At 49.1% G+C, this 13,225-nt stretch carries 13 protein-coding genes and 1 riboswitch; all 13 genes read left to right on the top strand.

The annotated features are described in order from the left end of the window. Positions 1-61 precede the first annotated feature (61 nt). The 13 genes from ychF to AC1DLM_RS10085 all read left to right on the top strand — a co-directional run bounded on the left by ychF (position 62) and on the right by AC1DLM_RS10085 (position 13,184). Positions 62-1,162, top strand: coding sequence for a redox-regulated ATPase YchF (ychF, locus tag AC1DLM_RS10145; RefSeq protein ID WP_441991568.1), 1,101 nt, complete (start codon positions 62-64; stop codon positions 1,160-1,162). Between the two features lie 33 nt (positions 1,163-1,195). After that, positions 1,196-2,260, top strand: coding sequence for a peptide chain release factor 1 (gene prfA, locus AC1DLM_RS10140; RefSeq protein ID WP_171633392.1), 1,065 nt, complete (start codon positions 1,196-1,198; stop codon positions 2,258-2,260). Next, complete coding sequence (gene prmC, locus AC1DLM_RS10135; protein ID WP_477569892.1) at positions 2,260-3,150, top strand: peptide chain release factor N(5)-glutamine methyltransferase; 891 nt, start codon at positions 2,260-2,262, stop codon at positions 3,148-3,150. The genes prfA and prmC overlap by 1 nt, the downstream gene beginning before the upstream one ends. 158 nt (positions 3,151-3,308) lie before the next feature. Beyond that, positions 3,309-4,076, top strand: a complete 768-nt coding sequence (spoIIR, locus tag AC1DLM_RS10130; protein WP_477569891.1) for a stage II sporulation protein R — start codon at positions 3,309-3,311, stop codon at positions 4,074-4,076. Between the two features lie 33 nt (positions 4,077-4,109). Continuing rightward, positions 4,110-5,177, top strand: a complete 1,068-nt coding sequence (locus AC1DLM_RS10125) for an L-threonylcarbamoyladenylate synthase (RefSeq protein ID WP_477569890.1) — start codon at positions 4,110-4,112, stop codon at positions 5,175-5,177. Positions 5,178-5,335: 158 nt separating this feature from the next. After that, positions 5,336-5,896 (top strand): manganese efflux pump MntP, encoded by a 561-nt coding sequence (locus AC1DLM_RS10120; protein WP_441991564.1) that lies wholly within the window; start codon positions 5,336-5,338, stop codon positions 5,894-5,896. A 55-nt stretch (positions 5,897-5,951) separates the two neighbouring features. Next, positions 5,952-6,524: a low molecular weight protein arginine phosphatase gene (locus AC1DLM_RS10115; RefSeq protein ID WP_441991563.1), complete on the top strand. Its 573-nt coding sequence runs from the start codon at positions 5,952-5,954 to the stop codon at positions 6,522-6,524. A gap of 109 nt (positions 6,525-6,633) precedes the next feature. Next, positions 6,634-6,714, top strand: a riboswitch (ZMP/ZTP riboswitch). A 104-nt stretch (positions 6,715-6,818) separates the two neighbouring features. Further along, positions 6,819-7,277, top strand: a complete 459-nt coding sequence (rpiB, locus tag AC1DLM_RS10110; RefSeq protein WP_056611733.1) for a ribose 5-phosphate isomerase B — start codon at positions 6,819-6,821, stop codon at positions 7,275-7,277. Positions 7,278-7,293: 16 nt separating this feature from the next. Beyond that, positions 7,294-7,899, top strand: a complete 606-nt coding sequence (locus AC1DLM_RS10105; RefSeq protein ID WP_477569889.1) for a TIGR01440 family protein — start codon at positions 7,294-7,296, stop codon at positions 7,897-7,899. Positions 7,900-7,935: 36 nt separating this feature from the next. Further along, positions 7,936-9,186: a serine hydroxymethyltransferase gene (locus AC1DLM_RS10100; protein ID WP_441991561.1), complete on the top strand. Its 1,251-nt coding sequence runs from the start codon at positions 7,936-7,938 to the stop codon at positions 9,184-9,186. Between the two features lie 746 nt (positions 9,187-9,932). Further along, entirely contained in the window at positions 9,933-10,961 is a 1,029-nt protein-coding gene (locus tag AC1DLM_RS10095) for a glycoside hydrolase family protein (RefSeq protein ID WP_477569888.1), read from the top strand. A 116-nt stretch (positions 10,962-11,077) separates the two neighbouring features. Then, entirely contained in the window at positions 11,078-11,710 is a 633-nt protein-coding gene (locus tag AC1DLM_RS10090; protein WP_477569887.1) for an ABC transporter permease subunit, read from the top strand. Between the two features lie 4 nt (positions 11,711-11,714). After that, positions 11,715-13,184, top strand: coding sequence for a type 2 periplasmic-binding domain-containing protein (locus AC1DLM_RS10085; protein ID WP_477569886.1), 1,470 nt, complete (start codon positions 11,715-11,717; stop codon positions 13,182-13,184). Positions 13,185-13,225 lie beyond the last annotated feature (41 nt).

Raw genomic sequence — 13,225 nt, 5'->3', positions numbered from 1 at the left:
GCCCGCTAAGTACTATATAATAAGAAGGATGATTTTCGAAAATTAAGGAGTTGTAACGACAATGGCTTTGAAAGCAGGTATCGTCGGTCTACCGAACGTAGGAAAATCGACATTGTTTAATGCAATTACACAGGCGGGGGCAGAATCTGCGAATTATCCGTTCTGTACGATCGATCCGAATGTTGGGGTAGTAGAAGTACCAGACGAGAGATTGCAGAAGCTGGTGGAAATCGTTGTGCCTAAGAGCATCGTGCCGACGGCTTTCGAATTCGTTGACATTGCGGGTTTGGTTAAGGGTGCGAGCAAAGGCGAGGGCCTTGGAAATAAATTTCTAGCACACATCCGTGAAGTTGATGCGATTGTGCATGTTGTCCGTTGTTTTGAGGATGATAATATTACTCACGTTTCTGGGAAAGTCGATCCGATTGGCGACATCGAGACGATTAATCTTGAATTGATTTTGGCAGACATTGAGTCGGTTGATAAAAAGATCGAGCGTTCACGTAAAAACCTCAAGGGCGGCGACAAGAAAGTGGTTGCTGAAGTTGAGTGTTTGGAACGTATCAAAGAAGCCTTATATAATGATATGCCAGCACGCAGCTTGGATTTGACAGAAGATGAGCGCCTCCTGGTTCGCGATCTACATTTGCTAACAATGAAGCCAGTGCTCTACGCGGCGAACGTGAGTGAGGATGAAGTTTCAACAGCGGATGAGAATGCATATGTTAAAATTGTGAAGGAATTCGCAGAGAAAGAAAACAACGAAGTCGTTTCCATTAGCGCGAAGGTGGAATCCGAAATTGCTGAGCTGGAAGACGAAGAAAAAGCAATGTTCCTGGAAGAGTTGGGACTTCAAGAGTCCGGCTTGAATAGATTGATTAAAGCTGCTTATCGCAAACTCGGCTTGTACACGTATTTCACAGCTGGGGTTCAAGAAGTTAGAGCATGGACGATTCGTAAAGGAACGAAAGCTCCTCAAGCGGCTGGCGTCATTCATACGGATTTCGAACGTGGATTTATTCGTGCAGAAGTTGTTTCTTATAACGATTTGGCTGCTGCTGGATCCATGGCGGGTGCGAAGGAAAAAGGGCAAGTTCGTCTTGAAGGTAAAGACTACGTGGTAAATGACGGCGACGTTATGCATTTCCGTTTCAACGTTTAATTGATGATAAAAATAAGAAAGGAGTGATCCCCTATGTTGGATCGACTTCAGTCCATTGTGGACCGCTACGACAAACTAAGCGAGTTATTGTGTGACCCGGATGTAACGAGTGATACGAAGAAACTAAGAGAGTATTCCAAAGAGCAATCTGATCTTCAGGAAGCTTACGATGCTTATAATGAATATAAGAGCGTGAGCGAACAGCTAGCTGATGCGAAAGTGATGCAGAATGAGAAGCTGGATGATGAGATGCGCGAAATGGTCAAAATGGAGATCGACGAGCTTAGCGAGCAATCCGCTAAACTAGAAGAACATCTTCGCATTCTGATGATGCCGAAGGATCCTAACGATGATAAGAACGTCATCGTGGAAATTCGCGGTGCGGCAGGCGGCGATGAAGCTGCGCTGTTCGCAGGCGACCTCTACCGGATGTATACGCGTTATGCGGATGCGCAAGGTTGGAGAACGGAGATTTTGGATGCATCCGTGAATGATTTGGGCGGATTTAAAGAAATTATTTTCATGATTACGGGTAAAGGTGCTTATAGCAAGCTCAAGTTTGAGAGCGGTGCGCACCGTGTTCAACGTATTCCAGTAACGGAATCCGGTGGACGGATCCACACCTCCACGTCGACGGTTGTTGTTATGCCGGAGGCAGAAGATGTGGAAATCGTGATCCACGATGCGGATATTCGCGTAGACACATTCTGTTCCAGTGGAGCAGGCGGTCAGTCCGTTAATACAACGAAATCCGCTGTGCGTGTAACCCACGTACCAACGGGTATCGTCGCAACGTGTCAGGATGGTAAATCGCAGAACTCCAATAAAGAGTCAGCGCTTCGCGTACTTCGTACGCGGATTTCAGATAAATTGCGTGAAGAAGAAGAAGCGAAATATGCCGGCGAGCGTAAAAGCAAAGTCGGAACGGGCGACCGTTCAGAGCGTATTCGTACGTACAACTTCCCGCAAAGCCGAATTACCGACCACCGTATCGGCTTGACGCTTCACCGTCTAGAGACAGTTCTTAACGGCGATATGGCGGAAATTGTGTCAGCGTTAACGATTGCTGCACAATCCGATGCCTTAGAGGCGATGTAATGACGACTGCAAACATGAGTGTGAGAGAAGCCTTTGTGAAGGCTTCTTCTTTTTTAGCGGAGCAAGGCGTCGCAGAGGCTTCGTCTTGCACAGAGTTATTGTTGCAGCACCTCTTAGGAGGCTGCACGCGGACTGAACTGCTGTTCCGCTGGTGGCAGGAACAGATGCCGGTAGAGCTGGTCGCGACGTGGGACCAGCTCATTGCAAGGAAGGCCGCGGGTGAACCGGTGCAATACATCACCGGTGAGCAGGATTTTTTCGGCCTTCCCTTTGAAGTCGGGCCGGCCGTGCTGATCCCGCGGCCGGAGACCGAGCTGCTCGTGGAAGAGATGCTCCATGAGGGCTCGCGTCTGTTCCCGCAAGGCGCTCCGCTCCTTGCGGATGTGGGCACCGGGAGTGGCATCATCCCGGTGACGATCGCGCACGCGCGCCCTGCGTGGCGTGTGGCGGCCAGCGACATCTCCGCGGCAGCGCTGGAGATGGCTCGCAAGAATGCGCAGCGCCACGGGGTGGCTGCGCGGATAACCTGGCTCGAGGGCGACCTCCTCGAGCCTTATATTGAGCGCGGGCTCGCGCCGGATATGGTGGTGTCGAACCCACCATACATCCCGGATGGCGACCTGCCTGCGCTGATGCCTGAGGTGCGGCTATTCGAGCCGCACACAGCTTTGTTCGGCGGTGCCCTCGGACTCGACCTGTACCGCCGTATGATCTCGCAGCTGCACCGGCTGCCACGAATCCCGACCGTGGTCGGGTTCGAGGTGGGCATCGGGCAGGCGGAGGCGGTTGCGGCGTTGCTGCGCGCCGCCACGGATTGGTCGGAGATCCGCTTCGTGCAGGATCTCCAGGGGATCGATCGCCATGTGATCGCGATCCGCTCCATGGAGTAGCCGATTTCCTTCTAGGATCGGCTGCTTTCTCTCCGCCTTTTTCCCTTGGCGGACCAACTCTATCATTTTACAAAAATAATAGATTCATAGGTTTAGCCCCACCCACTATTGTCCATACTGGCTAGTAGAAGACGGGAACGGGAAAGGGGCTACTCTCCATGGTTAAGAGAACGGAGCGCCACTCAGTTAAGAGCTTATCATTCATTGTTTTTGCACTTATACTTATGATTATGTGTTGGGAATCCAATCGTACGAATGCGGCGGTTATTTCGCCTACGATACCTGAAGAATCGATTCGTTTGCGTATTCTAGCAAACTCGGATTCTGCGCAGGACCAAGCTTTGAAACGCGAGATTCGCGATGCGATTATTGCTCGTATGTCAGATTGGGTTGCCCAACCCCATTCCTTGGACGAGGCCAGAGCGGTTGTGAATGCGCATTTGCCTGAATTCGATCAACTCGTTGGCGAGATGATTGCATCCCGCGGCTACAACTATCCGCATACAGTGGAGCTAGGTGTTGTCCCTTTTCCAACCAAAATGTACGGTAATGACGTCTACCCAGCTGGGGATTATGAAGCTTTGCGCGTTGTGATTGGTTCTGGTGAAGGACAAAATTGGTGGTGCGTCTTATTTCCACCGTTATGCTTTGTAGATTCCGTATCGGGTGAAGCGGTTGCTTCGGCAGCAGTTGTGGTGGCCAAAACGACGGATGAGAACGGCAAGGAAAAGCAGCCGGTAAAAGAAGATAAGGCTAAAACTAGCAAAGACAAAGCTGCTTCTACTGAGAAAGTTGTAAAGAAAGACGCTAAACCTGAGGTCGTAGCAGCTTCAGTTTCAACTTCCACGACCGAAGAGCCAGCGCAACCGAAAGTGAAGTTCTTCATTTGGGAAATGTTTAAAGCGATCTTTTCGTGGTTTAGCTAATTTTATTTCATACAAGTAAGGATGAGAGTGATAGTGACAACCTATTGGAACGTGAATCAAGGCGAACAGAGAGCGTCAGCCCAGGATATAGCAGAGGCAGCGAGTCTCTTGCGACAAGGGGATACCGTCGCTTTTCCGACTGAAACGGTTTACGGACTTGGTGCCGATGCGACGAATACCGAAGCGGTTTTACAGATTTTTGCCGCAAAAGGGAGACCCTCCGACAATCCTCTAATCGTACATATCGCTGATGTGACGCAGCTCTCAGGCCTTGTTCAGCCAGATAGTCTCACACCTTATCATCAAGCGCTTATGAATGCTTTCTGGCCTGGACCACTAACCATTGTGCTACCTGTTCGCGCAGGTAGCCTTTCGCCGTTCGTTACAGCTGGACTGCAAACGGTCGGTATCCGTATACCTGATCATCCAGTGGCACTACAGTTGCTGCGAGAAGCGGGACTTCCGATCGCAGCGCCGAGCGCGAATAGCTCGGGTAGACCGAGCCCTACGCTGGCATCGCATGTGCGTGATGATTTGGATGGAAAGATTGGCGGGATTGTAGACGGTGGTGCAACGGGTGTCGGTGTAGAATCAACAGTTATTCAACTTGTAGGCGGTGAGTTATACGTGTTGCGGCCAGGTGGTGTGACTGCGGAGCAGTTGCAGGAGGTTTTGTCAGACTTGCATATTCATGTGGCTGAACCGACAGAGGTTGAAGTTGCGGATACGCCTCGGGCGCCAGGTATGAAGTACACGCACTATGCGCCGAAAGGCTATATGCACATCGTTCAAGGGGACGACCAGCTGGAAGTCTCAGCATGGATTCAACGCGATATCGATGCCGCGAAGTCACGGGGAGAGTCGACGGGTATTCTCACTTTCGAAGAAAGAGTAGGTGGATACCGAGCGGATCTCGTTGTCGCATGCGGTTCCTTATCACAGCCAGAAACGATAGCTCGAGACCTTTATGCCGCACTGCGAACTTTTGATCACAAGGGCATTAGCTATATTGTTGCAGAAGGTGTTCCAGATGCAGGGATTGGCAGCGCCATTATGAATCGACTACTCAAAGCAGCGGGTCATGAACGGGTCCGCCTCTAAAATATAAGCTTTTATAAGTTTCACGCACTAAATTGTCTTATATTTCTGGATAAACGCTACCGTCCAAGTAGGACGGCGTAGCCGTTTATTGTGATTAGCATGATTCCCAGTTTGTCCGCATATCTTGAGAAAGAATCGTGGACAAGGGGGATCGTGCTATGCTCGCATCTGGGGTACAAGTTGGGGAACTCATGACAATTGGAATAATGGCGATTGCTTTGGGTCTAGATGCTTTTTCATTGGGAATTGGCATAGGGATGAAGGGCATTCGTTTGATTGATATTTTGAAAATTAGCATTGTCATCGGCCTTTTTCACGTGCTAATGCCATTGATGGGGATGTTTATGGGGCAGTATGTCTCCCTCCTTCTGGGGAATGTCGCTACGGCGGCAGGGGGATGTTTACTTATTTTGCTTGGCGCACATATGGTATATAGCTCGATACGCGGGGAAGAGGCTTCGGCCTTTGATCATCGAACGTTATGGGGGCTTATTATTTTTGCCCTCAGTGTTAGTATAGATTCCTTCTCAGTGGGCGTTTCTCTTGGGATGTTTGCCACGGACATTGTGCTTACAGTACTGATCTTCGGTCTATTTGGCGGCTTGCTCTCGATAGCGGGCTTACTGCTAGGCAGACGAGTTAGCGGTTGGGTTGGGGAATATGGTGAGGCATTCGGTGGACTTATTCTATTAGGGTTTGGGATCAAGTTTTTACTATGATACAATACGGGTAAGTACGAACGGTGATATAGCCGTTTATTCCAGGGAGGATTTCATGTTGCGAATTCTATTTGTCTGTACAGGAAATACGTGCCGCAGTCCGTTAGCTGAAGGTTTGCTGCGTATGAGGGTGCATCAAGAGGGGCTTGCGGCGGAGGTTCGTTCGGCAGGTGTATCTGCGATGACGGGTGGTCCGATTTCGCGAAACAGCCAGTCACTTCTTCATGAAGCGGGTTTCAAGGAGTCGATTAGTTCGCTAGCGATTAGTGCTGCGGATCTCGATTGGGCTGACCTGGTCTTGACGATGACGACAGGGCATAAACGTACCGTGATTGGGCGCTTTCCTCATGCGGTCGAGAAGACATATACGCTCAAAGAATATGTAGAGGACGATGCTCGCATTCTCAAGGCGATTGAAGAGCGAGAGCAGCTTGCGGCAGAGTTTCAGCTCAAACAAGCGCTATCTCAGACGGTAACTGTGGAAGAAAGAAGCCGCTTGTATGCGTTGGAAAACACGATTCCAGACTATGATATTTCGGACCCCTATGGCGGGTCACTAGCCGATTATCGGTATACAGCCGAGGAAATTAGTCGGAGTCTAGATAAATTGGTGAAAAAAATACGTTAGTCTTCCAAGGCTAACACAGACGTTTGTTTTTTCCATCAAGGTCCTTAGTGGGATAGGTCAATAGAGCTTTACACATCGCTGGGAATGCGATAAAATACAAGTAACAAGCAAGACTCAATGTAACTGGCGACGAGTGGGAGTAACCACAATGGAGCATTGAGCTATACGGCCGGTCGCCTGGGCAAAAGAGCAACGCGCGTTTTTTAGCGTGTGCGCTCTTTTTTTCGTTTTTGGTGAGCTTTGGGATATAATAGGATGGTCGAATTCGAACAGTCAAAAAGGAGCGTTTTATTCATGAAAATTGCTTTAGGTGCAGATCATGCAGGCTATCGTTTGAAAGATGTTATCATTCCTTTTATTGAATCATTAGGTCATCAAGTGATCGATTTCGGATGCAGCTGCGGCGACTCCGTCGATTATCCGGATTATGCACTTCAAGTTTGCGAAAAAGTTGTATCGGGAGAAGCAGATAAAGGTATTCTGCTTTGTGGAACTGGCATTGGGATGTCCATTGCTGCCAATAAAGTTCCGGGAATTCGCTGTGCACTTGTGCATGACCTCTTCTCCGCGAAAGCGACACGTGAACATAATGATACGAACGTGCTAGCGATGGGTGAGCGAGTTGTTGGACCTGGGGTAGCTGAAGAAATCGTCAAAATCTGGTTGGAAACCGAGTTCTCGGAAGGTGTCCGCCACAAGAACCGCATCAATAAAGTGCAGAGCATCGAAGATCGTTTCACGGTACATCCCTAGAAATGAGGGAGCCACAATGACAGATTCTATGTATGAACCTATCGCAGAAGCTTTGGAAGCGAATCTGCGTGAGCTGGTAACTGTCGGTAGCTTACGTCCCGGTCATATCTTGGTGATCGGTACGAGCACGAGTGAAATCCTCGGACATCGGATTGGGACATCGGGCACGTTGGATGCAGCGAAGCCGATTTTCRAGACGGTTGCGCGCATTTGCGGCGAGTTTGGGCTGCATGCGGCGTTTCAATGCTGCGAGCATTTGAATCGTGCGCTGATTGTGGAAGAAGAGTTGCTGGCGCTGGTGCCGCAGCTTGAACCTGTATCTGTAATTCCCGTGCCGAAGGCCGGGGGTTCGATGGCTTCCTACGCGTACAGACACTTCGCGAAGCCGGTCGTTGTCGAGACGATTCAGGCGCATGCAGGCATCGATATCGGCTCAACGCTGATTGGGATGCATCTGCGCCGAGTCGCTGTTCCCGTGAGGCCGCCGGTTCGCCATATTGGCCAGGCTTATGTCACGATGGCATTCGCGCGGCCGAAGCTCATCGGTGGTACTAGAGCTGTGTATTCCGCGGATCAGGCGGATCAACTTTATCAACAAGCTGCACCTGATGCAGATTGCTAATTACATGTTAACTATCATCTTTAGGAGGAATTCCATATGACAAACTTTTTGAGCAAGCAAGATCCGAAAATCGTAGAAGCAATGAACCTTGAGCTTGGCCGTCAACGCGACAAAATTGAGCTAATTGCTTCCGAAAACATCGTGAGCCAAGCGGTTCTTGAAGCTATGGGTACTGTACTTACGAACAAATACGCAGAAGGTTACCCAGGCAAAAGATACTATGGTGGCTGTGAGTACGTAGACATCGTGGAAGACATCGCTCGTGATCGCGCGAAAGAGCTTTTCGGTGCTGAGCACGCGAACGTTCAACCACATTCCGGCGCACAAGCGAACATGGCTGTTTACTTGGCTGCCCTAAACCCTGGTGACACGGTTCTTGGTATGAACCTTGCGCATGGTGGTCACTTAACACACGGTAGCCCGGTTAATGCTTCCGGTATCCTTTACAACTTCGTAGCTTACGGCGTAAGCGAAAAAGATTTCCGCATCGACTACGATGATGTTCGTAAAGCAGCTTTCAAACATAAGCCTCGCATGTTAGTTGCTGGTGCAAGTGCGTACCCGCGTACGATTGATTTCGAAGCTTTGGCTTCCATTGCAAACGATGTAGGTGCATTGTTCTTCGTTGATATGGCGCACATTGCAGGTCTAGTTGCAGCTGGTTTGCACCCGAACCCAGTGCCGCACGCACATTTTGTTACAACAACAACACACAAAACGCTTCGTGGTCCTCGCGGCGGTATGATTCTTACGAAGAAAGCTTGGGCTGCAGCAATTGATAAAGCGGTATTCCCTGGTTCCCAAGGTGGTCCTTTGATGCACACGATCGCAGCGAAAGCTGTATCTTTTGGTGAAGCTCTTCAACCGGACTTCAAAGTATACGGTCAAAATGTAATCAACAACGCACAAGCTTTGGCAACTGCTCTTACAGCTGAAGGCATCAACCTTGTTTCCGGCGGTACGGACAACCACTTGATGTTGGTTGACTTGCGTAACCTGAACATCTCAGGTAAAGACGCAGAGCACGTTTTGGATGAAATCGGTATTACAGCGAACAAAAACGCGATTCCTTTCGACCCAACTAGCCCGTTCGTAACAAGCGGTATCCGTTTGGGTACTCCGGCTGTAACTTCCCGCGGCATGGACGAAGAAGCAATGAAAACCATCGCGAAAGTTATCGCTCTTACGTTGAAAAACCCGAAAGACGAAGCTACGCTTGAGAAAGCTCGTGGCATGGTGTCCGATCTAACGGCGCAATTCCCGCTTTACCAAGGTTTGACTTACTAATAGCTAATTTTGTAGGGCCAGCTCTTTGGAGCTGGTCTTTTTTTGTTTCTACCCAACCAGGCTACCTCCAGCTTCCACTCAGAGATCTAGCTCCCTTTTCCGCAAACTAGCTTTCCTTAACGCTTTCCATTATCCTCGACTTCCACCTAATTTGGTTACCTTCACCTCCCCCTCCATATGACCGCTGCAATCCCAAAACTATCTCTCCCTAGCCACTTTACACATATTTCACCTTCATCTCCAAGCCCCCGAATTAGCTCCCCGCCTTCATCTGGCACATCCAACCATCTCGGGCCTCCCCCGCAAACTAACTGGATTTTCTCCATCTATTTGAACCGGATTTCTCGAATCTGAAGAATTAAATGTATTTCCTGTAGTTAAATTCCCTCGATTCGCTCGATTCTGCAAGTGTGAGATAAATTAGATGTACCTTTTCCATTTATTCACGAAAACACGTTAGATTCGAGCAAATTAGCTGTAGTTTATACATCTAAACACGAATCTTCAGTCACCAGTCGCTCACCATGCGTCCACCAGCTGTCACCAGCTGTCCACCAGCCGCAAAACAAACATAATCCAGCCTCAATCCTACGCCAAATGTTCAAGTACACACCAATCCGCCAAAGACACATCCCCAAAACTTCAAACCATCTTACGAAAATATGAAACCTTTCCGCGCAGCAAACGCCTTACACTGGTTTTGTACGAATGTAAACCCTTATACAGCTAAGTTAGGAGAGGTGTGCATGAATTTTCAGGAGATGCTTCAGCCAGTGCCGGCTGGGGCGAAGTTCGAGTTAGAAGGATGGCATGTTTGGTGTGGATCGATGACACGAGATGCGGAGGGAAGGTATTACTTGTTTTATTCGCGTTGGCCGGAATGTGCTGGTTTTGAGGCTTGGGTCACGCATTCCGAAATCGCTTATGCGGTTGCGGATAATCCGCTGGGCCCGTTCCACCATGTGGATACGATCTGGACTTTCAGAGATGGCGCAGCGAGCTGGGATCGGGATGTGGCACACAATCCAGCGATTTTGCACCACGGTAACCGTTATTACCTGTATTACATGGGGACGTATGGCCCTGATTTTGATCTCGACCAACCTGCCGATGAGGCAACATGGTGGGCGTATCGAAACCATCAACGTATCGGGGTTGCGGTAGCCGACCATCCAACAGGTCCATGGATCCGTGCGGCGTCGCCGGTGCTCGATGTCTCGCCAGGAGAGTGGGACGGACTCATGACGAGCAATCCCACAGTTTGTGAGACTATGGATGGTCGGATTTTGATGATGTACAAAGGTGTGGCCGAGGGTCCTCCGCCAAAGGGCGGAGCTGTTAACGCTGGCGTAGCTTTTGCTGATCATCCGCTAGGACCGTTCAGCAAGCAGCCGGAGCCAACAGTAACGAACCCAACGAATGATTGGGCGGTAGAGGACCCTTACGTATGGTGTCAGGGCAACGCGTACTATGCATTGATGAAGGACTTTCAAGGTTATTTTACGAAATCTGAACGTGGTTCTGTGGCCTTATTTGAGTCATCAGACGGCATTGTGTGGCGGCCATCGCGACATGTACTGGCTTTTGATCTTCAAATTCCCTGGGCTCATCAGGCTGCACAATCTGTCCTTAGACTGGAACGCCCCCAGCTATGGTTCGATGAGAGCGGGTTGCCTGCCATCCTGCTGTGCGCTGTACTTGAACGGGAKGGAAGCCGATCGTATAACATCCGAATTCCATTAGGAGGAGTTTTAATGAAGCCGTCTCCCCAGTAGGAGACGGCTTTCAGGTTTCCGAAGATTTTAGACCATCTGCCAAAGATATGAAAAGGATCGCCCCTTCCGCGGCGCTACAATAAAGGTATAACAAACAGAGAGAGGAGAGGCAGCTCATGCATCGAACGATGAATCTACTGCGAAGATACGGTGTCATGTATACCCTGTTAATTCCGGGCTTGCTGTACTTTGCGGTATTCAAATATGTGCCGATGGTGTACATCGCCGCTGCATTTAAGAACTACAACGTCCTGCAAGGACTCTGGGAAAGCCCGTGGGTCGGCTGGCAGAACTTTCAGCTATTTTTTGATGGTGTATACTTCAAACAAATTATCGGAAACACCATTCTGATTTCGTTTTACAAGCTCGTTTTTTCATTTCCAGCACCGATTATTCTGGCGCTAATGCTCAATGCCGTTACTGGGGCAGGGTTTAAAAGAACCATTCAAACCTTGACCTACCTGCCTCACTTTCTATCATGGGTCATTATTTACGGCTTGCTGGTGGCTTTCCTCGCACCTGGAACAGGGCTTGTTAACCAATTGTTAACCGCCTTCCACTTAGACCGCATATCCTTCTTAACGGAGTCTGGTCTGATCCGAACGCTTATCGTAACGACAGACATTTGGCAGTCAGTCGGCTGGGGAGCCATCATTTATTTGGCAGCGCTCACAGGTATCGATCCAAGCCTATACGAAGCAGCAACGATGGACGGCGCGTCTCAGTCCCGTCAGTTACCAATCGGCTAAGCCGGTGGAAGCTGACAAGAAGTATAAAGTTAGCTTTTATAATACAGTTGGTTATCGGTTAACAACGCCAATGCCAGCGAAAGAGCAGGATCCGATTCGTCAAATGATCGAGAAAGACAATAATATGGATCTCGATATGATCATGGGCGGTGAGAACTGGAAGGATAAGCTCAACTTGCTGATCTCGTCTAATCAAATTCCGGATATCGTCTCTTTTCCTGACCGTGCCTCTGCGATTAAATATTACGATCAAGGCTTGCTTGCCGATCTCGATGAATTGTTGAAGGAGTTCCCAGAGCTTCCGAAAGCATTCGACCCTTCGCGCCTCGAGCCTATGAAATATAAAGGTCATACGATTGGTTTACCGGCTTCCGAAGCCGTTGGCGGCGTGAATGGTTGGTGGATCAACAATACGTGGCTCAAAAAGTTGAACCTGTCGGTTCCCACTAATCCACAAGAGTTACTCAACGTTATGAAAGCGTTCACGTTCAACGATCCAGATGGCAATGGCAAGAACGAAACGTATGGCTACGTCGCTATGCTGCCGAAAGACGGCTCACTTGGATACAGTACGAGTGGTGCGCAAGGCTTCCAACAGATTTTCTGGATGTACGGTGTACAGCCTAACTTTGTAGATGTGAAAGACGGTAAGGTTATTGTCTACAACACCGACGCGAAAACGAAGGAAGCACTGACGTTCATTAAAGAAATGATCGATGCGAAGGTTGTTGATCCGGACTGGGTAACAATCGATGACGGACTCAAACGTGATAACAAAATGTACCAAGGCAAGGTCGGTATTATGATCGAAGACTGGCGCCGTTCGGAGCCTGCGGAAGCGAAGAAAATGCAGGATGCCGGAGGAAGCGTGCCGGATTGGAAGCAAATCGCGCCTCCAAAGGGACCATATGGGGATCAAATCCTTGATGTAAAGCCATTCCAGCAGTCACTCATTGGACTTTCCAAGGAAGCGATGAAGGATGCAGGCAAAGCGAAGCGTGCGATGCAGTTCATTCAATATCTTTACACCAATAAAGATGCGTATCCGTTCCTAGCTTATGGTATCAAAGATAAGTCCTTTACGGTAACGAATGGCACACCGAAGTTAATTGATAGAGCTACTTATAACGAGAAGGAAATTGAATGGCGCTATAACTATGCTTTCGTTCGTAAAGCGACGGACGGCGTGTACTTCGACTTCCAGAAACCTGATATCACCAACGCGAACCAGAAGATTAACACGAGTTATTTGAAGGATAACAACGTCAATCCACGTGTTTTTGACGATCCGGCTGACCCGATGTCGCAAGATCGCCTCAAATACGCGAATGAAATGATGCTCAAATTCGTAACGGGGAAAGAGCCTTTAACGAACTGGGATACGTACGTGAAGACGCTGCAAGACAAATTCAAGCTGAACGATGCGATTGCGAATTATACGAAGCAGTTGCAGGGTGACGGTGTAATAAAATAAAGGGTCGGGAAAAGGGGAGGAGTCTCCTCTTTTTTCCACAT

The sequence above is a fragment of the Paenibacillus sp. 01T442 genome (assembly GCF_056398345.1).
This window is presented reverse-complemented; position numbering and strand designations above follow the sequence as displayed.